We start from the raw sequence: 23,501 nt of genomic DNA, 5'->3' as shown, positions 1-23,501 counted from the left end.
TGCGTCTACTACCTCGGAGCGATGAACTCAGAGCTTGTTGGCAAGCTTCGCGAGAGCAGACTTCTTGTTGGCGGCCTGGTTGGGGTGGATGACACCCTTGCTGGCAGCCTTGTCGAGCTGACGGCTGGTGGCGACGAGGAGCTCGTTGACCTTGTTCTTGTCGCCGGCGGCCGCAGCCTCGCGGAACGAACGGATCGCCGTACGCAGCGACGACTTCACCGACTGATTCCGGAGTCGGTTGCGCTCGTTGGTGCGAATCCGCTTCACCTGGGACTTGATGTTGGCCACGCGTAAAATCCTGTCGTCTTGCTGGTAGCTGGTAGGAAAGCTCTGGGTGCATCCGAGCACCGATGGACAAGGCTACCAAGAGCGGTTCCCAAAGCCCAAACCGGTGGAGAATGCACCCTCGTCACCAGCGCTGATGTCTCCTACGAGACAGTCCCCGTCCGATCGACGGTGTTGTCGTGCCTGGGTCGACGCTTCCTCGCCTGCTGCCCGGGCGGACACGCCACAGCGCACGATGTCGTTGTCGAGGTGACGACGCTTGAGTAGTCTGCGTCACAGCGCGAACGGCGCGTTCGCCCAGCGGTGCATCGACTCGAAGTGTTCTACCACCAGGTTCCGCCTGCGTGCGGAGCCGCGAACATCGAGGTGACCCATGGAACCCCCACGCGATCCCGAATCCCGGCTCGACGAAGATCTCGCGCGCGAGACGTCCCTGGAAATCCGTGATCCCGGTGAGTTCTCCGACCTGCGGAAGTACGTGGCGGAGGCCATCGGGACGTTTCTTCTGGTGTTCTCCGCGGTGGGTACCGCAGTGTTCGCCGGAAGCCGTGTCGGCCAGCTCGGCGTCGCATTGGCGTTCGGCCTGACCCTGCTGTTCCTCGTGTACACCATCGGCCCGATCTCCGGGTGCCACGTGAACCCGGCGGTGACGCTGGGGCAACTCATCGTCGGGCACGTGACCCCGGTGCGTGCCGTGGGCTACTGGATCGCGCAGGTCGTCGGCAGCCTGATCGCCGGTCTGACGCTCTACGCGGTGGCATCGTCGCTGCCGAGCTACAACCGTGCCGCGGACGGCCTCGGGGCCAACGGCTGGGGTGCACACAGTCCCTCGGCCGTACGCGGCCCGCTCGGCGGTGTACTCCAGAACGGCTACGGCATCGGCGCGATGATCGTCGTCGAGGTCCTGCTCACCGCGGTACTGGTGTTCGTGGTGCTCGGTGCGACCGATCAGATCGCCGACGCACCGATCGCCGGCATCGCCATCGGGTTCACCCTCGCCGTGATCCACCTGATCTCGATCCCGATCGACAACACCTCGGTCAATCCCGCGCGCAGCCTGGCCGTCTCCTTCTATCAGGACGGCGCGCTCGGGCAGCTGTGGGCGTTCATCGTGTTCCCGCTCATCGGAGGCGCACTCGGAGCCCTCGTGTACACCTTCCTCTTCGGACGGCGATACGGGCTCAGAGCTTCCTGAATCCCCGATCGGGAGCGGCCCGGTTCAGCTCCAGCCGAACTCGGTGCGGAGCCGGACCGCGACCTGATCGAACCGTGCCCGGGGAAGGATCGCCCCCTCGCGGCGGATGCCGTCCTCCGGGACGTCGAGCACGCGATCGAGTCGAACCCAGCTCGGACGGTTCTCCACGTCCCACGGTCCGGAGCCGATCCCGAGCCAGTCGCGCTGAGCGTCGCGGTCGGTGTTCGACGACAGCATCAGTCCGAGCAGCGTCGAGTCGTCGCGTCCCACCACGAGCACCGGGCGGTCCTTGCCCTGCGCCGGGTCGTCCTCGTAGGCCACCCAGGTCCACACGATCTCGCCCGGATCGGCGCGGCCGTCCAGGTCGGGGGAGTATTCGAGGCGGCGCGCACGCTGGGCGGTCGGCGTGGTGCGCGAGGCCACCGGCCGGCCGGGGGCCGGGCGCTTCGTGCCGGCGGGGGTCTTCGCAGCGCCGGGCTTCGGTGCCGCCGTCCCGGCAGCACCGGGCTTCGGTGCCTCGGTGGTACCGCTTCCGGAGGTGCCGGTCTGTGCGGTCGGGTTCAGCGCGGCGCGTGCCCTGTCGAGCGCTCCGGACTGCTGCAACTGCTGGTAGATCTTCGGTCCCTGCTCGACGGCGAGACGCCCGAGTTGCCTGCCCAACTTCTTCCATGTACCGGCCACGGGAACCGAGCTTAACCGGACCGGACACGGGCGAAGTCCCGGCCGCTGCCCGACTTGGATATTCTGCAGGGTGACCGCGGTCTGCAGGCCGCTGCCAGTCCGAGTCAGGAGCACGACATCAGCACCTTCGCCGACACCACGTTCACGGACCCCGCGAAGATCCGGAACTTCTGCATCATCGCGCACATCGACCATGGAAAGTCGACGCTCGCCGACCGGATGCTGCAGCTCACCGGGGTGGTCGAGGAGCGGCAGATGCGCGCTCAGTACCTCGACCGCATGGACATCGAGCGCGAGCGCGGCATCACGATCAAGGCGCAGAACGTGCGCCTGCCGTGGAAGCTCGACGGTGAAGACTTTGTGATGCACCTGATCGACACGCCCGGTCACGTCGACTTCACCTACGAGGTCTCCCGTGCGCTCGAGGCATGCGAGGGGGCGGTCCTGCTCGTCGACGCCGCGCAGGGCATCGAGGCGCAGACCCTCGCCAACCTCTACCTCGCGCTCGACAAGGACCTGACGATCATCCCGGTCCTCAACAAGATCGACCTGCCCGCGGCCGATCCCGATCGGTACGCCGGCGAGATCGCGAACATCATCGGCTGCGAGCCGTCCGACGTGCTCCGGGTCTCGGGCAAGACCGGCGAGGGTGTCCCCGAACTCATCGACGCCGTGATCCGGCAGGTGCCGCCGCCGGTGGGCGACGCCGATGCGCCCGCCCGCGCCATGATCTTCGACTCCGTCTACGACACCTACCGCGGCGTCGTGACGTACGTGCGTGTGGTCGACGGCAAGATCGTGCCCCGCGAGAAGATCAAGATGATGTCGACGGGCACGACCCACGAACTGCTCGAGGTCGGCATCGTCTCGCCCGAACCCAAGGCCACCGCCGGACTCGGCGTCGGCGAGGTGGGCTATCTCATCACCGGCGTGAAGGACGTGCGCCAGTCGAAGGTCGGCGACACCGTCACCACCGCCCGCCACGGTGCCGAGGAGCCGCTCACCGGCTACCGCGAACCGCGCCCGATGGTCTACTCCGGTCTGTATCCGCTCGACGGCTCCGACTACCCGGTGCTGCGCGACGCTCTCGACAAGCTCCAGCTCAACGACGCCGCGCTCACCTACGAACCCGAGACGTCCGTCGCCCTCGGCTTCGGTTTCCGCTGTGGCTTCCTCGGCCTGCTGCACATGGAGATCACCCGCGAGCGCCTCGAGCGCGAGTTCGGCCTCGACCTGATCTCCACCGCCCCGAACGTCGTGTACCGCGTGGTGCTCGAGGGCGGGGAGGAAGTCGTCGTGACGAACCCGTCCGTGTGGCCCGAAGGCAAGGCGCGCGAGATCTACGAACCGATCGTCAAGTGCACCATCATCGCGCCGAGCGAGTTCATCGGCTCGATCATGGAACTGTGCCAGTCGCGGCGCGGCGAGCTCGGCGGCATGGACTACCTGTCCGAGACCCGCGTCGAACTGCGGTACACGCTGCCGATGGCCGAGATCATCTTCGACTTCTTCGACTCGCTCAAGTCGCGAACCCGCGGTTACGCCTCGATGGACTACGAGGAGGCCGGCGAGCAGGAGGCCGCGCTGGTGAAGGTCGACATCCTGCTCCAGGGCGAGGCCGTCGACGCGTTCAGCGCGATCGTCCACAAGGATGCCGCCGCCGCCTACGGCAACAAGATGACGACCAAGCTCAAGGAACTCATCCCGCGGCAGCAGTTCGAGGTTCCCGTCCAGGCGGCCATCGGCTCGAAGATCATCGCCCGCGAGAACATCCGGGCGATCCGCAAGGACGTTCTCGCCAAGTGCTACGGCGGCGACATCAGCCGTAAGCGCAAGCTGCTCGAGAAGCAGAAGGAAGGCAAGAAGCGGATGAAGACGATCGGCCGGGTCGACGTGCCACAGGAAGCGTTCGTCGCCGCGCTCTCGTCGGAGGCCTCGTCGGACAAGCCGAAGAAGTAGCCGTCCCTGCTCCGACGCCCATCGGAAGGATTCGCATGCTCGACACCTGGCTCACCCGTGAACTCGGAATCTCCGTTCCCCTGCTGGGCGCGCCCATGGGTGGACGTGCCGGCGGGCGGCTCGCCGGCGAGGTGACCCGTGCCGGCGGTCTCGGCCTCATCGGCGCCGCCCGGTACAACACCGCCGAGTGGATCGCGGGGGAGGTCCGCACCGCCCGCGAGATCGGGGGCGGACCTGTCGGATTCGGCCTGATGACCTGGGCGCTCGCCGACGACGACAGCCTCCTCACCGCGGTGCTCGACCACCGGCCGCAGCTGGTCACGCTCTCGTTCGGCGATCCCGCACCCTACATCGAGCGGGTCCACGAGGCAGGAGCCGTGGTGCTCTCGCAGATCAACACGATCGACGATCTGCGGGTGGTCGAGGCGGCGGGTGTCGACGCGGTGATCGCGCAGGGCCACGAGGCCGGTGGGCACACCGGCAGGATCGGCACCCTGCCGCTGCTGCAGGAGGTGCTCGAGTCGACGTCGCTGCCGGTACTCGCCGCAGGTGGCATCGCCACGGGTCGCGGCCTGGCGGCGGTGCTCGCGGCGGGTGGGCAGGGCGCCCTGGTGGGTACGGCCCTGCTCGCCAGTCCCGAGACCGTCGGCCCGGACTACGCCCGCGGCCGGCTCGTCGAGGCGGGCAGCGCCGACACCGTCTACACCGATGTCTTCGACAAGGCCCGGCACCAGCCGTGGCCGGCGCGGTGGGGTGGGCGCGCCCTGCGCAACGCGTTCACCGACGAATGGCACGGCCGGGGCGCCGACGAGGAGACCCTCGCGGAGGCGTACACGGGTGACGATCCCGATATCGGTGTGGTGTACGCGGGGGAGGCGGCCGGGCTGGTGCGGTCCGAGCGGCCCGCGGGCGAGGTGATCCGGGACATCGCCGAACAGGCGGAATCGCTGCTGTCCCGGTTCCGCTGAGGGGTGACATCGGCGCGGACGTCCCCGCTCGAGTCGAACTCGACGTGATCCGGCCGTAGCTCGGGGCGGTCGCCGGCACCGGAGACCGAGTCACGGACCGAGATGCGCCGGCCGGAAGTTGCCTGCTCCGATCTCGCGTTCGGCGCGGATGACATGGACGACGGCATTGATGAGGGCCAGATGGGTGAAGGCCTGCGGGTAGTTCCCCAGATGCCGTCCCGTGTCGGTGTCGATCTCCTCGGCGTAGAGCTTCAACGGACTCGCGAAGTCGAGCAGACGTTGGCACAGTGCGGCAGCCCGCTCCACCTCACCGATCTCGACCAGCGCCGACACCAGCCAGAACGAGCAGATGGTGAACGAGCCCTCCTTGCCCGCGAGTCCGTCGTCGGTCGTCTCGACCCGATAGCGCAGTACGAGTCCGTCCTCGGTGAGTTCGTCGGCGATCGTCAGCACCGTGGTCCGCACCCGCGGATCGTCCGCGGGCAGGAACCGCAGCAACGGGATCAGCAGCGCGGAGGCGTCGAGTGAGGGATGCCCGTAGCGCTGGGTGAACACCCCGCGTTCGTCGACGCCGTGCTCGAGGATGTCGGCCTTGATCTCGTCGGCGACGGCTGCCCACTTCCGGGCGTAGTCGGGCCGGCCCTGGAGTTCGGCGAGTTTCGCGCCGCGGTCGAGTGCCACCCAGCACATCACCTTCGAGGACACGAAGTGCTGGGGTTCGCCCCGCACCTCCCAGATGCCCCGGTCGGGCTTGCGCCAGTTGGCCGCTGCTTCTTCCACCTGCCGGCGCAGCGTGTGCAGCAACGTCTGGGGAAAGTGTCCGCGGGACTTCACGTGCAGATACACCGAATCGAGCAACGTGCCCCAGATGTCGTGCTGCTGTTGGTGATAGGCGTCGTTGCCGATCCGGACCGGGGTGGCGCCGTCGTACCCGCTCAGATGCTCGAGGGTCGACTCGGGTAGTTCGCGCTCACCACCCACCCCGTACATCACCTGAAGTGGATACCGCATCCCGTCCGCGTCGCGCGAGACGTCGAGGATGAACGAGAAGAAATCGTCGGCCTCCCGGTCGAACCCGAGTGTGTACAGGCCCCACAACGCGAAGGTCGAATCGCGCACCCACGCGTAGCGGTAGTCCCAGTTCCGCTCTCCGCCAGGAGTTTCCGGCAGCGATGTGGTCGACGCGGCGAGCAGCGCCCCGGTCGGGCTGTAGGTCAGTCCCTTGAGTGTGAGGGCGCTGTGCTGCAGGTAGGTGCGCCAGGGGTGATCCGGGAATCGGCCCGTCGTGATCCATTCCCGCCAGTAGTCCTGGGTGGCGACCATCTTGGCCATGGCCTCGTCGAAGGTGTGCGGCATCGGGCAGTCCGACCACGACAGTGCGACGAATGCCGTGTCGCCCTTGTGGAGTCGACGCCGCGCGCGGACCTCGCGGTTCTCGATCCCGAGGCGCAGATCCGTGGTCATGCGCAGCGTCGGGTGCTCGTCCGGTGCGTTCCTGCACACCGCGGTGGCCTCTTCGTAGACCTTGCCGGTGTAGCTCCACTCGGTCCGGCCGCGGTGGTAGTCGAAGGCAGGTTCGCAGCTGACATACAGGTCCACGGTCCCGTTCACGCAACGCACCGTCCGCAGCAGCATGTGCTCGGCCTCCCAGTCGGACGGGGTCCGGCGATGCGTCGTCGAGCGCTCCTCGATGTCGTACCAGGGAGCCATGACCAGCGCGTCCCGCACGATCATCCATCCCGTGTCGGTCTGCCAGGTCGTCTCCAGGACCAGGCCGCCCGGCAGGTACCGGCGTGCGGCAGGAACCGTGCGGTCGTGCGGCGACAACCGGAAATGTCCCGCGCTGCGGTCCAGCAGCGACCCGAACACGCTGGGGGAGTCCGGTCTGGGCACACACATCCACTCCACCGTGCCGTCGCGCGCGATCAGGCAGGTGCTCTCGCAGTCCGAGAGGAATGCGTAGTCGTCGATGGGTGGGAACGGACTCCGCCGGAAGGGTGCCCCTGCCGGCGGTGAGGAGGAATGGTGATGGTGGTCCATCCCTCCATGATCACCGTGGACCGGGCGGATCGCAGGGTGGTTGCCGAACCTACTAGGGTGTAGCCAATGGATCGGGTGGCATCGTGGTGGGACGGCTTCGAGCTGTGGCTCGCGGGCTTGTCCTTCGTCCCCCAGGTGGCCCTGGTATCGGTGGTGCTGGTGCCGGCCTGCTTCGGGGTCGCATGGTTGCTCGATCGGGCGATGGCCGGCGTCTTCCGACTGCTCGGCCGTGAAGAGACGGACTCGCCCGCCACGACGACGGAGGATTGCTGACATGCCGCGTTCGCGCGTGACCCTGGCGCTGATCGCGCTGCTGATCATCGTCGTCGTCGCATGGCTCCTCTCCATGTGAGCACTCCGCTCGCGGATCCGGTTCCGCTGCTCGATCCGCGGTGTCCGAATCATCGATTCCGGTCGACCTTCCACCTCTGCTAGTCTCTCCCGCGTGTCCGCGACCGCAGTGCCCTACATCCGCCATGAACTGGCGTTGATCGCTGTGGGCATGCCTTCGGTCGCCGACATCGACTGTTGTCGCTGACCCCTTCTTCTCTGCGGTCCCCGTGTCCGGGTCTCCCCGGTTCCTGCCGGTTCCGCATCCTCGCGAATTCCGACCTGTCCGATCCCGGCAGCTCCTCGTCCGGGTCAGGTCGCCTTCATTCCCCTCGAAACAGCCCCTCAGGAGGCTCGTCATGAAACGTTCCAGGCTCGTCGTCGCGACGCTCGCGGCGGTCACCGCGATCACCACCCTGACCGCCTGCTCCGGAGGTTCGAGCGACACCGTCGGAGCGGAGAGCGGGGCCGACGGATCCGGCGGCACGGTCGATCTCTACGCCTACGCGGTGCCGAAGGTCGGGTTCGACCTGCTGATCCCCGCCTTCCAGGAGACCGAGGAAGGGGAGGGCGTCGTCTTCCAGCAGTCCTACGGGGCCTCCGGAGACCAGTCCCGGAAGGTGCGCGACGGCGCCGAGGCCAACTTCGTGAACTTCTCGGTCGAGCCCGACATCACCCGTCTCGTCGACGCCGGACTGGTCGACGAGGGGTGGAAGGAGAACGCCTACAACGGAATTCCGTTCGGATCGGTCGTCACCATAGTGGTCCGTGAGGGCAATCCGAAGAACATCCGCGACTGGGACGACCTGCTCCGTCCGGACGTCGAGGTCGTCACGCCCAACCCGTTCAGTTCGGGTTCGGCGAAGTGGAATCTGCTCGCCCCGTACGCCGCGAAGAGCAACGGTGGCGCCGACCCGCAGGCCGGCATCGACTACGTCACCGCGTTGGTCACCGATCACGTGAAGGTGCAGCCGAAGTCCGGTCGCGAGGCCACCGAGACCTTCCTGCAGGGCACCGGCGACGTGCTGCTGAGCTACGAGAACGAGGCACTGTTCATCGAGCGCAACGGCGACCCCGTCGAGCACGTCACCCCGCCCGCCACCTTCAAGATCGAGAACCCTGCGGCGGTGCTGAAGAACGCGAAGGATGTCGAGGTCGCGCAGGCGTTCAACGACTTCCTGTACACCCCCGAGGCGCAGCGTCTGTGGGCCGAGGCCGGCTTCCGGCCCGTCGACCCGGCCGTCGCCGAGGAGTTCGCCGGCGAGTTCCCGCAGCCGGAGACGCTGTGGACGGTCGCCGACCTCGGCGGCTGGGACACCGTGAACGAGGAGCTGTTCGCCGACAGCACCGGTACCATCGCGGTGATCTACGACAACGCCACGAAGTAGAGCACGCGCGTGACCGTTTCGGAACACACCGCCGGGTCGGGAGATTCGTCTCCCGCTCCGGCGGGTTCGCGTCGCGGGCCGTCCACCGCGGCCCCCGCCCGGCCGCGACGCCGGATGTTCACCGGCGCCGTCGGGCCCCTCGGTATCGGCATCGCCACCCTGTGGTTGAGCCTGATCGTCCTGCTTCCCCTCGCAGCCCTGGCCTTCCACTCCGTCTCGGACGGACTCGGAACGTTCGTCGATGCGATCACCGCGCCCGCCGCCCTCGCGACCCTGCGGATCACCGTCGTCGTCTCGCTGGTCGTCGCGGCCATCAACGCCGTGATGGGCACAGTGATCGCGTGGGTGCTCGTCCGTGACGAGTTCCCGGGGAAGAAGTTCGTCAACGCACTCATCGACCTGCCCTTCGCCCTGCCCACGATCGTCGCGAGCATCGTGCTGCTCTCGCTGTACGGACCGCAGAGCCCGATCGGTGTGCAGCTCAACGCGACCGAGCCGGGACTGGTGGTGGCGCTGGCGTTCGTCACGCTGCCGTTCGTGGTGCGCTCCGTGCAGCCGGTGCTCATCGAAGCCGACCGGGAGGTCGAGGAGGCCGCCGCCTCGCTCGGCGCCGGCAACGTCACGATCTTCCGCACGGTGGTCCTGCCGGTGCTCGCACCGGCGATCCTCGGCGGCACCGGGCTGGCCTTCGCCCGCGCCATCGGTGAGTACGGCTCGATCGTGCTCATCGGCGGCAACATCCCCTACAAGACGCAGGTCGCGTCGCAGTACATCCAGCAGCAGATCGAGATCGACCGGTCGGTCAACGCCGCCGCGGTCTCCGTCGTGCTGTTGGTGCTCGCATTCGTCGTGCTGTTCGTTCTGCGCCTGGTCGCGAACCGCGGATTGCGCCGAGAGGAGGACGACCGGTGAAACCGTCCCTCGCGTCCCGATTGTCGCTGCGCTTCGTCGCGCTCGCCTATCTGTTCGTGCTGTTGCTCGTCCCGATCGGGGTGATCCTCTACCGCACCTTCGAGAACGGCATCGTGGCGTTCGCCGAGTCGATCAGCACCCCGGCGGCGATCTCGGCGCTGAACCTGTCGCTGCTGATCGTCGCGATCGTCGTTCCCCTGAACGTGATCTTCGGCATCGTGGTCGCGCTGGCGCTCGTCCGCGGCCGATTCCCGGGGCGGGGACTGCTGCAGGCCGTCGTCGACCTGCCCTTCGCCGTCTCACCGATCGTCGTGGGTGTCGCGCTGATCATGCTGTGGGGCGCCAACGGCTGGTTCGGTGCCGTCGAGGATCTCGGTGTCAAGGTGATCTTCGGGCTGCCGGGCATGGTGCTCGCGACGATCTTCGTGACCCTGCCCTTCGTGGTGCGCGAGGTCGAACCGGTGTTGCGTGAGATCGGGGAGGAGCAGGAGCAGGCAGCTGCGACCCTCGGCGCGAACACGTGGCAGACTTTCTGGCGGATCACGCTGCCGGCGATCCGCTGGGGCCTGACCTACGGCATCGTCCTCACCGTTGCGCGAGCCCTCGGCGAGTTCGGCGCCGTCATCATGGTCTCGTCCGGATTCCCCGGCGTCTCCCAGACGCTGACGTTGCTCGTCCACGCCCGGTACATCGACGACCACAACACCTTCGGCGCCTACAGCGCCGCGACCCTGCTCATGGCCATCGCGGTGATCGTGCTGCTGCTGATGACCCTGCTCGACCGGAAGAGGAGCACCGAATGATCACCGTCACCGGGGCGCGCAAGAACTACGGAGACTTCGCCGCACTCGACGACGTCGGCATCGACATCCCGTCCGGCTCGCTCACCGCGCTGCTCGGGCCGTCGGGTTCGGGGAAATCGACCCTGCTGCGCTCGATCGCCGGTCTCGAGACCCTCGACGCGGGTACCGTCCACATCGCCGGTGAGGACGTCACCGACATCTCCCCGCAGAAGCGCGACATCGGCTTCGTCTTCCAGCACTACGCGGCGTTCAAGCACATGACGGTGCGTGAGAACGTCGCCTTCGGACTGAAGATCCGCAAACGCCCCAAGGCCGAGATCACCAGGCGGGTCGACGAACTCCTCGAGATCGTCGGGCTCGGCGGATTCCAGCGACGCTATCCGGCACAGTTGTCCGGTGGCCAGCGCCAGCGCATGGCGCTCGCCCGGGCCCTCGCCGTCGATCCGCAGGTGCTGCTGCTCGACGAGCCGTTCGGTGCGCTGGACGCGAAGGTCCGCGCCGACCTGCGCACCTGGCTGCGTCGCCTGCACGACGAGGTCCACGTCACCACTGTGCTGGTGACGCACGACCAGGAGGAGGCGCTCGACGTCGCCGACCGTATCGCGGTGATGAACGCCGGACGTATCGAGCAGATCGGAACACCCGAGGAACTCTATGATCGCCCGGCGAACAGCTTCGTCATGTCGTTTCTCGGGACGGTGTCCGAGCTCAACGGTGTGCTGGTGCGCCCGCACGACATCCGGCTGACTCGGCAGCCCACTCTCTCCGAGGCGTCCGGTGGAGCTGTCGGTGTCACGCGGGCGACCGTCGAGCGTGTCGTCCGGCTGGGCTTCGAGGTGCGTGTCGAACTGCGCAACGATGCGACCGGCGATCGGTTCACGACGCAGATCACCCGCGGCGAGGCCCACGATCTCGGGCTTGCCGCGGGCGACACCGTCTACGCGCACGCCCCGGCCGCGTCGGAGGGCGAACCTCTCGGTACCCTCGCGCCGTGAACGAGGTCAGTGGGCTTCGGCATCCGCTTCCGCGCGGCGTCGGGCCCTGCAGATCATGACCGGGCAGCAGCTGTGGTGGATCAGCCCTTGGCTGCTCGAGCCCACGATCGAGGCGGCCAGAGGGCTTCGGCCGTGGCTTCCCACCACGACCAGCTGGGCGGTCTTCGACTCCTCGAGCAGCACGATGTCGGGCTTGCCCCGCTCCACCCGGTAGGAGACGTCGACGTCGGGATACTGTTCGGTGTATCCGGCCGTGTTCGTGATCATCTCCTTCTTCCGGTACTCGACGTACGCCGACCAGTCCCTGAATCGTGAGCCCTCGCCGTAGGTCAGGGTCGACTGCTCGGTCCAGGTGTGGAGCACGACGAGCGGCGCCTCGAGCGCACACGCGGTCGCGAAGGCCTGTTCCACGGCGGCCGCACTGAGCTCGGTACCGTCCACCCCGACGACGACCGGACGGCCGTCGGGCGGCCGGAACCCCTCCCGGCTGCGCCACGTCACCACCGGGCATTCGGCGTGGTTGGCGACGGATACGACGTCGGAGCGCCGGACCATCGACTGCCATTCGCTGGTGGTGGTGTGGCCGAGGACGACCATCCGTGCCGATCCCGAGAGGTCGGTGAGCACCTTGTCGGGTTTACCGGACGGCGTGGACCGGTGGAGCTCGATCCGGTCCACCGCCGCGCGAGCCGCCGCTTCGGCGGCGGTGAGGACGGCATCCGACGGTTCGGTTTCGTCGCCGGAGGCGTGGGGATGCACATGGACGAGTTCGACCGGTTCGCCGAGACGCCGGGCGACGCAAGCGGCCCAGCGAGCGGCATCGACCGCGCTGTCCGATCCGTCGATCCCGACGACGATGCCGTGAGCGGCGTTGGCTGTGCCCATGGTGCCTCCTCGCGTCACCGTCCAGTGTGGTACGGATCACAGCGTGTGCGCCAGCCCTGCCGGTTCGGGCAGGTGCGGAACACCGCATACGGAGGCCCTAGTCGCCGACGGCATCCTTGCCGCGCCGGACGATCATCGGGTCGGCCGGGAAGACGATCTGGCGGTCCTTGTCGTCGTACTCGAACTGGTCGAGGAAGAACCGCATCGCGTTGATCCGGGCCCGCTTCTTGTCGTTGGATTTGATGGTCGTCCACGGCGCCCAGTCGGTGTCGGTGCGCCGGAACATCTCTTCCTTCGCGTCGGTGTACTGGTCCCACTTGTCGAGCGACTCGAGGTCCATCTCCGACAGCTTCCATCGCCGGACCGGATCGAGCTGGCGGATGGCGAAGCGGGTGCGCTGTTCCCTCCGGGTGACGGAGAACCAGAACTTCGTCAGAGTGATGCCGGCGTCCACGACGAGCTGTTCGAACATCGGGACCTGTTCCATGAAGCGCTCGTATTCGTCGTCGCTGCAGAAGCCCATGACGCGTTCGACCCCGGCGCGGTTGTACCAGGACCGGTCGAACAGTACGAGCTCACCGGCGGTGGGGAAGTGCTGAATGTAGCGCTGCAGGTACCACTGACCGTGCTCGCGGTCGGACGGCTTGTTGAGCGCGACGGTGCGGGCGTGCCGGACGTTGATGTACTCCTGGAACCGTTTGATCGTGCCGCCCTTGCCGGCGGCGTCGCGGCCCTCGAACACGATGATGTGCTTGGATCCGTTGTCCTTGGCCCACGACTGGAACTTCAGCAGTTCGATCTGCAGGAGATACTTCTCGACCTCGTAGGTGGCGCGATCCATCCGAGTGTCGTACGGATAGTTCTCCCGCCAGGTGTCGACGGCCTTGCCCTCGATGTCGATCAGGTCGGGGTCCTCGCCGTGGTCGTCGCGCACCGAGTAGCCCTCCGTGCGGAGCCGATCGATGTAGCGACGGAGTTCGTTCTGCACGCGAGGTCCTCCCGGATCACGGATATCGAGTGACGCCCTGTGGTTACGTTGTAGCGGAGGAATGCGAATCGCGGGTGAACTCGAACGGAGCGTCGGTGGCGACTCAGGCCACGTGCAGTCCGTGTCCCCGGCGCAGGGTCTCGGTGTACCGCTCGGTGATCACCCGCGCGACGGCGTCGTGCCGGGTGAGGGTCTGCGCGACCCGCACGTGCCCGAGACTTTCGGCGGCGGTGCGGGCGCGATCCCACAGCAGCCCTGGGGCGAGGATCCACGGTGTCAGCACGACGGTGCGGGCGCCGCGAGAGGTGAGGGTGTCGAGGGTCGCCTCGACCGACGGAGCCGTGGTGGCGAAGCACGCCGCGGCCCGCGTCCAGGCCGTGCCGGCGAGGATGCGGGGCACGACCAGTTCCGTCGTCCGGTTCGCTTCGGCGCGTCGCGATCCCACCGCGCACACCGCGACTCCCACGGACGGATCGTCCACCGACACACCCGTCGCCGTGATCAGAGCGCGAGCCGCGTCGACGAGACGATCGTCGTCGCCGAGAATCGGCGAGCACAGCACCTCGAGCCGCGGGTGGCGCTGCCGGGCTTCGCGCAGCAGTGCCGGCAGGTCGACGCGCGCATGGAAGGCGCTACCGAGGAGCAGGGGCACCACCACGACCTGCCGATGTCCGTCGGCGACGAGCGCGTCGAGGACCTGTCCGACCGACGGGGTGTTCAGGTCCAGGAAGGCGAGCCGCACGTCCAGGCCGGGGTTCTCGGCCCGGACGGTGTCGAGCGCAGCAGCCACGGCCCGCGACGATCGCGGGTCGCGACTGCCGTGCGCGACGGCGACGAGCGGCATCATGCCGGGACGCGGTCCCCGAGTTCGATGTCGGCGAGTCCGTCGCCCACGAGACCGGCGGCGAGGGTGTTGCCTCCGGCCGGATCGATGAGCAGGAAGCTGCCGCTGCGACGGTTGACGCGGTAGTCGTCCGCGGCGATCGGCTCGGCGACACGCACCGTGATGCGCGCGATCTCGTTGAGCTCGATGCTCTCCGGGCTGGGGACGGAGGAGAGGTCCTGCTCGTCGAACCGCTCGTCGATCGTCCCGACGATGGCCTGCGTGGTGCGGGTGCCGTGCTTGAGCAGCAGCCGTGCGCCGGGGCGCAGCGGCTTCTCGGCGAGCCAGCACACGGTGGCCTCGAACTCGGACAGCGGCTCCGGTGCGGCCTGCGGCGTGGCGATGATGTCGCCGCGGGAGACGTCGACGTCGTCGGCGAGCACCAGCGTCACCGACCGGCCGGCGTGCGCGACATCGAATGCGCCGTCGGCAGTGTCGATGCGCTCGACGGTGGTGCGGACACCGGACGGCAGCACGACGACCTCGTCGCCGGGACGCACGGAACCCGCTGCGACCTGACCCGCGTAGCCGCGGTAGTCGGGGAACTCCGCCGTGCGGGGACGGATCACGTACTGCACAGGGAACCGCAGACCGGTCTCGTGCCGGCCGTGCACATCCGCGTCGACGGGGACGGACTCGAGGTACTCGATGAGGGTCGGGCCGTCGTAGTAGGGGGTGTTCTCGCTGCGCACCGCCACATTGTCGCCGTGCAGCGCGGAGACCGGGATCTCCTGCACGTCCTCGGCCGCCCAGCCGAGCGAACTCGTCAGCTCGCCGAACTCTGCGGAGATCTGCGCGAACACCGCCGCCGGATCCTCGACGAGGTCGATCTTGTTGACCGCGAGGACGAGCTTCGGCACACCGAGGAGGGCGAGCACCGCGGCGTGCTTGCGGGTCTGCGAGACGACGCCCTTGCGCGCGTCGACCAGCAGGACGACGAGCTGCGCGGTGGACGCACCCGAGACGGTGTTGCGGGTGTACTGGACGTGGCCGGGGGTGTCCGCCAGGACGAAACTGCGCTTCGGCGTGGCGAAGTAGCGATACGCCACGTCGATGGTGATGCCCTGCTCACGTTCGGCGCGCAGGCCGTCGACGAGCAACGACAGGTCGGGGGTGTCGAGGCCGCGATCGACCGACGCGCGGGTGACGGCGTCGATCTGGTCGGCGAGCACGGACTTGGTGTCGTACAGCAGCCGGCCCACCAGGGTGGACTTGCCGTCGTCGACCGAACCGGCGGTGGCGAGGCGCAGCAGCTGCGTGTCGCTCTGCACGGCCCGCTCGTGGAGGTCGCTCATGATCAGAAATAGCCCTCTCGCTTGCGGTCTTCCATCGCCGCTTCGGAAACCCGGTCGTCGCCGCGGGTGGCGCCGCGCTCGGTCAGTCGTGATGCCGCGACCTCGGCGAGGATCTCCTCGTTCGTGGAGGCCTCGGACAGGATCGCGCCGGTGGTCGAGCCGTCGCCGACGGTGCGGTAGCGCACCGAACGCACCTCGAGCTCTTCGCCTTCGGCCGGACCGCCCCAGACGCCCGGGGTCATCCACATGCCGTCGCGGCGGTAGACGGGACGCTCGTGCGTGTAGTAGATGCTCGCCAGTTCGACGTTCTCGCGGGCGATGTACCGCCAGATGTCGAGTTCGGTGAAGTTGCTCAGCGGGAAGACGCGCACGTGCTCCCCGGGTGCGTGCCGCCCGTTGTACAGATTCCACAGTTCGGGACGCTGACGCTTCGGGTCCCACTGGCCGAATGCGTTGCGCAGCGAGAAGATCCGCTCCTTGGCGCGCGAACGCTCCTCGTCGCGGCGGCCACCGCCGAAGACGGCGTCGAACCGGTTCTCCGAGATCGCGTCGAGCAGCGGAACGGTCTGCAGCGGGTTGCGGATGCCGTCGGGACGCTCGGTGAGCCGGCCGTCGGCGAGATAGTCCTCGACGCTCGCGACGTGCAGGCGCAGGTTGTACTTCGAGACCACGTGATCGCGGAACTCGAGAACCTCGGGGAGGTTGTGCCCGGTGTCGACGTGCAGCAACGCGAAGGGCAGCGGTGCCGGCCAGAAGGCCTTGATGGCCAGGTGCAGCAGGACGGTGGAGTCCTTGCCTCCGGAGAACAGGATGACGGGTCGTTCGAACTCGCCCGCGACCTCGCGGAAGACGTGGATCGCCTCCGACTCGAGGGCATCGAGGGTGTCGAACCGGTTGCCGTCCGACAGTGTCCGGGCTTCGGTGGGATTCGTATCGGTGAGTGTCATGAGGCGTGCAACCCGCATTCGGTCTTGGCTCGGCCGGCCCAGCGCCCGCTGCGCGGATCGGCTCCGGGAAGTGGTTTGGTGGTGCACGGGGCGCACCCGATGGACGGGTAGCCCTCGTCGACGAGGGGATTGACGAGGATCCCGTGTTCGTCGATGTAGTTCTGCATGTCCTCGTCGGACCATGCCGCGATCGGATTGATCTTCACCAGCCCGAACGCGTCGTCGAACGAGACGAGCGGAGCGTTCGCGCGGGTGGGGGCCTCGACGCGGCGGATGCCGGTCACCCATGCGCGGTAGCCCTTCAGGCTCTCCGTCAGCGGTACCACCTTGCGCAGGCGGCAGCACTCGTTCGGATCGCGGGCGAACAGATCCTTGCCGAGCAGGTCGTCCTGCTCCGCGACCGACTGCTGTGCCTGCGCGTCGACGATGTTCACGCCGTACACCTGCGCCACCGCGTCACGTGTGCCGAGCGTCTCGGCGAAGTGGTAGCCGGTGTCGAGGAACAGCACGTCCACCCCGGGGCGCTGCTGCGCGGCGAGATGGACCAGGACCCCGTCCTGCATGTTGGACGCGACGATGTAGCCGCTGCGTCCGCTGTCGGTGGGGGTACCGAACGTCTCGTCCGTCCAACGCAGGAGTTCCTGCGCCGACGCACCCTCGAGTTCTGCCGCCCCCTGCGCGGCAATACTGCGGAGTTCGTCGATGTTCGTGTCGATCGTCATCGCGTCCCTTCCCGATCCGTCTTCGTGTCGACCGCTGCAACAGTGCCGGTCATCGCAGGTCGGCCTCCTCGGCCCGGACGGCCCATTCGCCGAAACGCTCGCCCTCGGTGCGCTCCTTGACGAAGGTGCGCACCACCCGCTCGATGTAGTCGCCGAGTTCGGCGCTGGTGACCTTGTGCTGGCGCAGCTTGCGCCCGAACTTCGCGTCGAAGCCCAACGCACCGCCGAGATGCACCTGGAATCCCTCGACCTGGTTGCCCTCACCGTCGTCGACGAGCTGGCCCTTGAAGCCGATGTCGGCGATCTGGGAACGCGCGCACGAGTTGGGGCAGCCGTTGATGTTGATCGTGACCGGAACGTCGAGCTGCGCGTTGATGTCGGCGAGCCGCTCCTCGAGTTCGGGCACCAGGGCCTGCGAACGCTTGCGTGTCTCGACGAAGGACAGCTTGCAGAACTCGATTCCCGTGCAGGCCATGAGATTCTTGCGCCACGGCGACGGCGAGGCCGGCAGACCCAGCGCCTCGAGCTCGGTGACGAGCTGCTCGACCTTGTCGTCGGCGACGTCGAGCACGATGAGCTTCTGGTAGGGCGTGAACCGGATCCGGTCGGAGCCCGCCCGCTCGGCGGCGTCGGCCACTGCGGACAGGATCGTGCCCGAGACACGGCCGGCGATCGGCGCGACCCCCACGGCGTTGAGGCCGTTGCGCAGCTTCTGGACGCCGACGTGGTCGATCGGACGCTCGGGAGCGGCCGGGGCCGGGCCGTCGATCAGCGGACGCTTCAGGTACTCGGTCTCGAGCACCTCGCGGAACTTCTCGATGCCCCAGTCCTTGATGAGGAACTTCAGGCGCGCCTTGGACCGCAACCGGCGGTAGCCGTAGTCGCGGAAGATCGCGACGACGCCCTCCCACACGTCGGCGACCTCGTGCAGCGGGATCCACGCGCCGACCCGTTGCGCGAGCATCGGGTTGGTGGACAGACCGCCGCCGACCCACAGATCGAAACCGGGACCGTGCTCGGGGTGCTCGACACCGATGAAGGCGACGTCGTTGATCTCGTGCACGACGTCCTGCTGGCCGGAGATCGCGGTCTTGAACTTGCGCGGCAGGTTCGAGTACTCGGGGTTGCCGATGTAGCGGCGCACGATCTCGTCGATCGCCGGGGTGCCGTCGATGACCTCGTCGAGGGACTCACCGGCGAGCGGTGAACCGAGTACGACGCGGGGGCAGTCGCCGCACGCCTCGGTGGTCTTCAGGCCGACCGATTCGAGACGCCGCCAGATCTCCGGGACGTTCTCGACCTCGATCCAGTGGTACTGGACGTTCTGGCGGTCGGACAGGTCGGCGGTGTCGCGGCCGAACTCGGTGGAGATACCGGCGATCGTCCGCAGCTGGGTCACATTCAGGGCGCCGGCGTCGCAGCGCACCCGCATCATGAAGTACTTCGCCTCGAGCAGGTCGAGGTTCTCGTCGCCGGTGTAGGTGCCGTCGTAGCCCTGCTCGCGCTGGGTGTACAGACCCCACCAGCGGAACCGGCCGCGCAGGTCGCTCTTGTCGATGCCGTCGAAACCGGTGTGCGCGTAGATATCCTCGATACGCCGACGGACATTGAGCGGGTTGTCGTCCTTCTTCGCTTGCTCGTTCGCGTTGAGCGGCTCCCGGTAACCGAGGGCCCACTGTCCCTCGGCGCGGCGGGTGGCAGGTCGCGCAGCGCGACGTGCGGGCTTGGCCGACTCGTCGGCGGGAGTGACGTCGGTGGTCGACGACATACAGGGTCTCCTGATGTTCGCTGGAACCGGATCGGCGAGCGCAGGAGGGGGCTGAACCTCGTGCACGCATGCTTCGACCCGGCGGGATCTGGGATGTGCCGGGGAGTGCCGACTAGGAACAGTCGGCGCAGAGACGAGCGGCGCAAGGCAGACAGCAGGACGCGCAGACGCGCTTGAAGTCGACGTGGCGTCGCGCCACGAGTCGCACTCCGGGTCCTGTCATGCCGACCATTGTGCCATGTCACCGGGGCGATTCCGAATTGTGGCCGGTATTTCCACCCGATTTTCGGGAAATGTCGAGGTAGGGGGCTCGCGCGCGGAGGCGCCCTCCGGCTCTCTGGAAGACTGGGGTCGTGAACACCACGGAGATCGGTCGGCGCACCGGCACGGAAATCGGTATCGCGGGTCGTCCGGCCGGTCTCGAACTTCCCGCTCCGGCGCTCGCGGGGGTGGGGACGCGACCGTTCGGGGTGTACGTGCACGTGCCCTTCTGCGCGACCCGCTGCGGCTACTGCGATTTCAACACCTACACGGCCGGTGAGCTCGGCAGCGCCGCCTCACCGCAGTCCTGGCTCGAGGGTCTGCGCCGCGAACTCGACGCCGGCGCCCGGTTGCTCTCGGACACCGGACGACGGGCGCCCGCCGCCGAGACGGTCTTCGTCGGCGGCGGCACCCCCTCGCTGCTCGGCGCGGACGGGCTCGCGCAGGTGCTCGACGCGATCCGCGACTCGTTCGGACTGGCGCCCGGCGCCGAGGTGACCACCGAATCCAACCCCGAATCCACCTCCACGCAGTTCTTCTCGGCCATCCGGGAGGCCGGATACACCCGCGTGTCGCTGGGCATGCAGTCCGCCGCGCCGCACGTGCTGGCGGTTCTCGACCGCACCCACACACCCGGGCGGCCGGTCGCGGCGGCGAAGGAAGCGCGCGCCGCCGGTTTCGACCATGTCAACCTCGATCTGATCTACGGCACACCGGGCGAGCGCGACGCCGACCTCGACGCCTCCCTCGACGCGGTGCTCGAGGCGGGCGTCGACCACGTCTCGGCGTACGCGCTCATCGTCGAGGACGGCACCGCGCTCGCGCGCCGTGTGCGTCGCGGCGAGCTGCCCGCACCGGACGACGATGTGCTCGCCACGCGGTACGAACGGATCGACGCACGACTCGCCGAGGCGGGTATGACCTGGTACGAGGTGTCCAACTGGGCGAAGGCCGACGATCCGTCGGCGCGCTGCGCCCACAACCTCGGCTACTGGGACGGTGGCGATTGGTGGGGTGCCGGACCGGGGGCGCACAGTCACGTCGGCGGCGTGCGCTGGTGGAACGTCAAGCACCCCGCCCGCTACGCGTCGACCCTCGCCGACGGTGTCCTGCCCGTGGCGGGCAGCGAACACCTCACGGCCGAGGACCGGCACACCGAACTCGTGATGCTCACCGTCCGGCTGCGCACGGGCCTGCCGCTCGCCGTGCTCGACGCCGAGGAGCGCGAGGCGGCGGAGACGGTGATCGCCGACGGTCTCGCGGTGGTGCACGACGACCACCTCGTGCTGACCGACCGGGGCAGGCTGCTGGCCGACGCGGTGGTCCGCTCGATCCTCACCTAGCCGGCTCGTCCGTGCCCACTGCTTCCCGGTCGCGGCCCGAGCTCGGTCGCTCCGTCGGACATCGGTCGAAACGGAGTGAGTCCACTCCTGATCCGGCTACGCGGGAGACGTGCCCCGAACCTCGGCACCCGGATCGGAAGCGCCACCGGGAATCAACAGGTCGTACTCGAACACCCGGACGTGCATCACCGGCCGGTTCCGCAGCGCGGACTGCACCGCCCGGTGGAGCCCGTCCTCGAGATACAGCACGCCCTGCCACTGGACGGCGTGCGGGAACAGATCGCCGTAGAAGGTCGAATCCTCCGACAACAGCCGGTCGAGTTCGAGAACCTTCGTGGTCGTGACGATTTCGTCGAGGCGCACCTGCCGGGGCGGAATCCTCGACCAGTCGCGCAGAGACAGTCCGTGATCGGGATACGGCTTGCCGTCCCGGACGCCCTTGAAGATCATGCGAACACATTACGGGGAACACGCTGCCGGCGTCGCGTCCGGTGCCGGGGTGGTGTCGCGCACGTGCCCGACACCTGCACGGTCCTCGCGCGATTAGACTGGCAGGGTACGGCCCCGAAAGGTGCGGTCCTGCAGGCGGCGGAAACGGAGGTGGCGGGTTGTCGAGTACCGAGGAGCGGAGATTCAAGGTCTTGCGCGCCATCGTGGCGGATTATGTGTCCACCAAGGAGCCGATCGGCTCCAAGACTCTCGTCGACCGGCACAATCTCGGTGTATCCAGCGCCACGGTCCGCAACGACATGGCTGTGCTCGAAGCCGAGGGATACATCACACAGACCCACACGAGTTCCGGGCGTGTACCCACCGACAAGGGCTACCGCCAGTTCGTCGACAGGATCGCGGAGGTCAAGCCGCTCTCGTCGGCCGAGCGTCGCGCGATCCTGCAGTTCCTCGAATCCGGTGTCGACCTCGACGATGTGCTGCGGCGCGCGGTGCGTCTGCTCGCACAGCTCACCCGTCAGGTCGCGGTCGTGCAGTACCCGACGCTCTCGGCGTCGTCCGTGCGACACCTCGAGGTGGTCGGGCTGACACCGGCGCGGCTGCTGCTCGTGCTCATCACCGATTCGGGTCGCGTGGATCAGCGGATCGTCGAACTCGGCGACGTGATCGACGAGGACGGTCTGTCGCGACTGCGTGAGCTGCTCGGCGGGGCGCTGGCCGGCAAGCGGCTCGCTGCCGCGTCCGTCGCGGTCACCGAACTCGCCGACAACGCGCCGGAGGATCTGCGCGACGCGCTCATCCGGTGCACCACGGTGCTGGTGGAAACCCTCGTCGAGCATCCCGAGGAACGCCTCGTGCTCGGCGGCACCGCCAACCTCACCCGCAACGCCGCGGACTTCGACGGCCACGGGATCGTGCCGGGATCGTTGCGTACGGTCCTCGAAGCGCTCGAGGAGCAGGTGGTGGTGCTGAAGCTGCTCGCGTCCAGCCAGGACGCCGGCCGGGTCACCGTCCGCATCGGTGAGGAGACCCAGTTCGAGGAGATGCGCACCACCTCCGTCGTGTCCACCGGCTACGGTGCCGCAGGTACGGTCTTCGGTGGTCTGGGAGTGCTCGGCCCCACCCGGATGGACTATCCGGGAACCATCGCATCGGTGGCTACCGTTGCGAGATATATCGGTGAGGTGCTCGGCGAGCGCTGAGCACCGTCCATTTTCTGTGTAGAACGAAGTAAGGACGAGAACGAAACGTGGCACGGGACTACTACGGGACGCTCGGCGTGTCCAAGAACGCGACCGACCAGGAGATCAAACGGGCGTACCGCAAGTTGGCGCGCGAGCACCACCCCGACGTGAACCCCGACGAGTCGGCGCAGAAGCGTTTCCAGGAGATCTCGGCCGCCTACGAGGTGCTGTCGGATCCCGAGAAGCGACGCATCGTCGACCTCGGCGGCGATCCGCTCGAACCCGGTGGCGGCGGCGCCGGTGGCTTCGGGGGCGCCGGCTTCGGTGGCGGACTCGGCGACGTCTTCGAGGCGTTCTTCGGTGGCGGGGCAGGCGGATCCCGCGGCCCGCGCGGCCGCGTCCAGCCCGGCGCCGACTCGCTGCTCCGCACCCGGCTGACCCTCGAGGAATGCGCTCGTGGCGTCACCAAGACGGTCACCGTCGACACCGCGATCCTGTGCGATGCGTGCACCGGTTCCGGTACCCACGGCGACTCGAAGCCCGTGCGATGCGAGACCTGCGGTGGTGCCGGCGAGGTCCAGTCGGTGCAGCGCTCCTTCCTCGGCCAGGTCATGACGTCCCGGCCCTGCCCGACCTGCCGCGGTGTCGGCGAGACCATCCCGGACCCCTGCCGGAAGTGCGGCGGCGACGGTCGCGTGCGCGCCCGCCGTGAGATCACCGTCAAGGTGCCTGCCGGTGTGGGCAACGGCATGCGCATCCGCCTCGCGGCCCAGGGCGAGGTCGGCCCCGGCGGTGGTCCCGCCGGCGATCTCTACGTCGAGGTGCTCGAACAGCAGCACGAGGTCTTCGTCCGCGACGGCGACGATCTGCACTGCACCATCCGGGTGCCCATGGTCGACGCGGCGCTCGGCACTGCGGTGACGGTCGACACGATCCTCGACGGCCCCATCGAGATCACCGTCGATCCCGGCACCCAGCCCGGTTCGGTCTCGGTGCTGCGCGGTCACGGCATGCCGAAGCTGCGGTCGGGCACGCGCGGCGATCTGCACGCCCATCTCGAGGTCGTGGTGCCCACCCGGATCGATCACAAGCAGACCAAGCTGCTCGAGGATCTGCGCCGGCACAGCGACCGCGAGCGTGTCGAGGTCGTGACGACCGGTTCGCAGAACTCCGGCGGCCTGTTCTCGCGTCTGCGCGACGCGTTCAGCGCCCGTTAGGT

At 68.1% G+C, this 23,501-nt stretch carries 23 protein-coding genes; 12 read left to right on the top strand and 11 right to left on the bottom strand.

The features are described 5' to 3' along the window. Positions 1–27: 27 nt before the first annotated feature. The gene (gene rpsT / locus PV766_RS16190; protein ID WP_016933984.1) at positions 28–288 is read right to left on the bottom strand and encodes a 30S ribosomal protein S20; all 261 of its coding nucleotides are present in this window, start codon (positions 286–288) and stop codon (positions 28–30) included. A gap of 370 nt (positions 289–658) precedes the next feature. Between rpsT and PV766_RS16185 the strand changes: the two genes are divergently transcribed. After that, the gene (locus PV766_RS16185; protein ID WP_421097399.1) at positions 659–1,480 is read left to right on the top strand and encodes an aquaporin; all 822 of its coding nucleotides are present in this window, start codon (positions 659–661) and stop codon (positions 1,478–1,480) included. A gap of 24 nt (positions 1,481–1,504) precedes the next feature. Here PV766_RS16185 and PV766_RS16180 read toward each other — a convergent pair whose 3' ends face one another. After that, the gene (locus PV766_RS16180; protein WP_421097398.1) at positions 1,505–2,161 is read right to left on the bottom strand and encodes a type II toxin-antitoxin system PemK/MazF family toxin; all 657 of its coding nucleotides are present in this window, start codon (positions 2,159–2,161) and stop codon (positions 1,505–1,507) included. Positions 2,162–2,224: 63 nt separating this feature from the next. On the opposite strand from PV766_RS16180, the gene lepA reads away from it, so the two are divergent. Next, positions 2,225–4,120: a translation elongation factor 4 gene (gene lepA / locus PV766_RS16175; RefSeq protein WP_421097411.1), complete on the top strand. Its 1,896-nt coding sequence runs from the start codon at positions 2,225–2,227 to the stop codon at positions 4,118–4,120. Between the two features lie 35 nt (positions 4,121–4,155). Then, positions 4,156–5,088: an NAD(P)H-dependent flavin oxidoreductase gene (locus tag PV766_RS16170; protein ID WP_421097397.1), complete on the top strand. Its 933-nt coding sequence runs from the start codon at positions 4,156–4,158 to the stop codon at positions 5,086–5,088. A gap of 90 nt (positions 5,089–5,178) precedes the next feature. On the opposite strand, the gene PV766_RS16165 is transcribed toward PV766_RS16170, so the two are convergent. Next, on the bottom strand, positions 5,179–7,128 hold the full coding sequence (locus tag PV766_RS16165; RefSeq protein WP_421097396.1) for a glycoside hydrolase family 15 protein: 1,950 nt from the start codon (positions 7,126–7,128) through the stop codon (positions 5,179–5,181). 66 nt (positions 7,129–7,194) lie between these two features. Between PV766_RS16165 and PV766_RS16160 the strand changes: the two genes are divergently transcribed. The 6 genes from PV766_RS16160 to PV766_RS16135 all read left to right on the top strand — a co-directional run bounded on the left by PV766_RS16160 (position 7,195) and on the right by PV766_RS16135 (position 11,556). After that, positions 7,195–7,401, top strand: coding sequence for a hypothetical protein (locus tag PV766_RS16160; RefSeq protein ID WP_421097395.1), 207 nt, complete (start codon positions 7,195–7,197; stop codon positions 7,399–7,401). 172 nt (positions 7,402–7,573) lie between these two features. Further along, positions 7,574–7,666: an Ms4533A family Cys-rich leader peptide gene (locus tag PV766_RS16155; RefSeq protein ID WP_421097394.1), complete on the top strand. Its 93-nt coding sequence runs from the start codon at positions 7,574–7,576 to the stop codon at positions 7,664–7,666. Between the two features lie 151 nt (positions 7,667–7,817). Continuing rightward, a complete protein-coding gene (locus PV766_RS16150; RefSeq protein ID WP_421097393.1) occupies positions 7,818–8,846 on the top strand; it encodes a sulfate ABC transporter substrate-binding protein in 1,029 nt (342 codons plus the stop codon). A gap of 114 nt (positions 8,847–8,960) precedes the next feature. Continuing rightward, complete coding sequence (cysT, locus tag PV766_RS16145; RefSeq protein WP_421097410.1) at positions 8,961–9,758, top strand: sulfate ABC transporter permease subunit CysT; 798 nt, start codon at positions 8,961–8,963, stop codon at positions 9,756–9,758. Then, entirely contained in the window at positions 9,755–10,561 is an 807-nt protein-coding gene (cysW, locus tag PV766_RS16140; protein ID WP_421097392.1) for a sulfate ABC transporter permease subunit CysW, read from the top strand. Before cysT ends, cysW begins: the two co-directional genes overlap by 4 nt. Next, the gene (locus tag PV766_RS16135; RefSeq protein WP_255161271.1) at positions 10,558–11,556 is read left to right on the top strand and encodes a sulfate/molybdate ABC transporter ATP-binding protein; all 999 of its coding nucleotides are present in this window, start codon (positions 10,558–10,560) and stop codon (positions 11,554–11,556) included. The genes cysW and PV766_RS16135 overlap by 4 nt, the downstream gene beginning before the upstream one ends. A gap of 6 nt (positions 11,557–11,562) precedes the next feature. On the opposite strand, the gene PV766_RS16130 is transcribed toward PV766_RS16135, so the two are convergent. From PV766_RS16130 to PV766_RS16100, 7 genes are all read right to left on the bottom strand, one after another. Continuing rightward, entirely contained in the window at positions 11,563–12,441 is an 879-nt protein-coding gene (locus PV766_RS16130; RefSeq protein ID WP_421097391.1) for a universal stress protein, read from the bottom strand. A gap of 97 nt (positions 12,442–12,538) precedes the next feature. After that, the gene (ppk2, locus tag PV766_RS16125) at positions 12,539–13,429 is read right to left on the bottom strand and encodes a polyphosphate kinase 2 (RefSeq protein ID WP_016933378.1); all 891 of its coding nucleotides are present in this window, start codon (positions 13,427–13,429) and stop codon (positions 12,539–12,541) included. 103 nt (positions 13,430–13,532) lie between these two features. Continuing rightward, the gene (locus PV766_RS16120) at positions 13,533–14,276 is read right to left on the bottom strand and encodes a sirohydrochlorin chelatase (RefSeq protein ID WP_255161269.1); all 744 of its coding nucleotides are present in this window, start codon (positions 14,274–14,276) and stop codon (positions 13,533–13,535) included. Further along, entirely contained in the window at positions 14,273–15,607 is a 1,335-nt protein-coding gene (locus PV766_RS16115; RefSeq protein ID WP_129976317.1) for a sulfate adenylyltransferase subunit 1, read from the bottom strand. Before PV766_RS16115 ends, PV766_RS16120 begins: the two co-directional genes overlap by 4 nt. Positions 15,608–15,609: 2 nt before the next feature. Beyond that, a complete protein-coding gene (cysD, locus tag PV766_RS16110; RefSeq protein WP_421097390.1) occupies positions 15,610–16,554 on the bottom strand; it encodes a sulfate adenylyltransferase subunit CysD in 945 nt (314 codons plus the stop codon). After that, positions 16,551–17,276 carry a phosphoadenylyl-sulfate reductase gene (locus tag PV766_RS16105; protein ID WP_064063060.1) on the bottom strand — a complete coding sequence of 242 codons (726 nt, stop codon included), beginning with the start codon at positions 17,274–17,276 and terminating at the stop codon, positions 16,551–16,553. Before PV766_RS16105 ends, cysD begins: the two co-directional genes overlap by 4 nt. A gap of 49 nt (positions 17,277–17,325) precedes the next feature. Continuing rightward, positions 17,326–19,044 (bottom strand): nitrite/sulfite reductase, encoded by a 1,719-nt coding sequence (locus tag PV766_RS16100; RefSeq protein ID WP_421097389.1) that lies wholly within the window; start codon positions 19,042–19,044, stop codon positions 17,326–17,328. A gap of 392 nt (positions 19,045–19,436) precedes the next feature. Between PV766_RS16100 and hemW the strand changes: the two genes are divergently transcribed. Further along, entirely contained in the window at positions 19,437–20,648 is a 1,212-nt protein-coding gene (gene hemW, locus PV766_RS16095; RefSeq protein ID WP_421097409.1) for a radical SAM family heme chaperone HemW, read from the top strand. A 96-nt stretch (positions 20,649–20,744) separates the two neighbouring features. Here hemW and PV766_RS16090 read toward each other — a convergent pair whose 3' ends face one another. Further along, complete coding sequence (locus tag PV766_RS16090; RefSeq protein WP_016933791.1) at positions 20,745–21,098, bottom strand: type II toxin-antitoxin system VapB family antitoxin; 354 nt, start codon at positions 21,096–21,098, stop codon at positions 20,745–20,747. Positions 21,099–21,256: 158 nt separating this feature from the next. On the opposite strand from PV766_RS16090, the gene hrcA reads away from it, so the two are divergent. Then, on the top strand, positions 21,257–22,300 hold the full coding sequence (hrcA, locus tag PV766_RS16085) for a heat-inducible transcriptional repressor HrcA (RefSeq protein WP_129976312.1): 1,044 nt from the start codon (positions 21,257–21,259) through the stop codon (positions 22,298–22,300). A 47-nt stretch (positions 22,301–22,347) separates the two neighbouring features. Continuing rightward, a complete protein-coding gene (gene dnaJ / locus PV766_RS16080) occupies positions 22,348–23,499 on the top strand; it encodes a molecular chaperone DnaJ (protein WP_016933789.1) in 1,152 nt (383 codons plus the stop codon). Positions 23,500–23,501: the final 2 nt, after the last annotated feature.

The sequence above is a fragment of the Rhodococcus sp. As11 genome, from assembly GCF_048957735.1.
GTDB classification, from domain to species: Bacteria; Actinomycetota; Actinomycetes; order Mycobacteriales; family Mycobacteriaceae; genus Rhodococcus; species Rhodococcus gordoniae.
Note: the sequence above shows the minus strand (reverse complement) of the source record. Positions and strands in the feature narration are given on the sequence as shown.

Coding starts and splice junctions, on each gene's coding strand:
- PV766_RS16185 (WP_421097399.1), top strand. CDS start 659: ATGGAACCCCCACGCGATCCCGAATCCCGGCTCGACGAAGATCTCGCG.
- PV766_RS16170 (WP_421097397.1), top strand. CDS start 4,156: ATGCTCGACACCTGGCTCACCCGTGAACTCGGAATCTCCGTTCCCCTG.
- PV766_RS16165 (WP_421097396.1), bottom strand. CDS start 7,128: ATGGACCACCATCACCATTCCTCCTCACCGCCGGCAGGGGCACCCTTC.
- PV766_RS16160 (WP_421097395.1), top strand. CDS start 7,195: ATGGATCGGGTGGCATCGTGGTGGGACGGCTTCGAGCTGTGGCTCGCG.
- PV766_RS16150 (WP_421097393.1), top strand. CDS start 7,818: ATGAAACGTTCCAGGCTCGTCGTCGCGACGCTCGCGGCGGTCACCGCG.
- cysT (WP_421097410.1), top strand. CDS start 8,961: ATGTTCACCGGCGCCGTCGGGCCCCTCGGTATCGGCATCGCCACCCTG.
- PV766_RS16135 (WP_255161271.1), top strand. CDS start 10,558: ATGATCACCGTCACCGGGGCGCGCAAGAACTACGGAGACTTCGCCGCA.
- PV766_RS16130 (WP_421097391.1), bottom strand. CDS start 12,441: ATGGGCACAGCCAACGCCGCTCACGGCATCGTCGTCGGGATCGACGGA.
- PV766_RS16120 (WP_255161269.1), bottom strand. CDS start 14,276: ATGATGCCGCTCGTCGCCGTCGCGCACGGCAGTCGCGACCCGCGATCG.
- PV766_RS16115 (WP_129976317.1), bottom strand. CDS start 15,607: ATGAGCGACCTCCACGAGCGGGCCGTGCAGAGCGACACGCAGCTGCTG.
- cysD (WP_421097390.1), bottom strand. CDS start 16,554: ATGACACTCACCGATACGAATCCCACCGAAGCCCGGACACTGTCGGAC.
- PV766_RS16105 (WP_064063060.1), bottom strand. CDS start 17,276: ATGACGATCGACACGAACATCGACGAACTCCGCAGTATTGCCGCGCAG.
- PV766_RS16100 (WP_421097389.1), bottom strand. CDS start 19,044: ATGTCGTCGACCACCGACGTCACTCCCGCCGACGAGTCGGCCAAGCCC.
- PV766_RS16090 (WP_016933791.1), bottom strand. CDS start 21,098: ATGATCTTCAAGGGCGTCCGGGACGGCAAGCCGTATCCCGATCACGGA.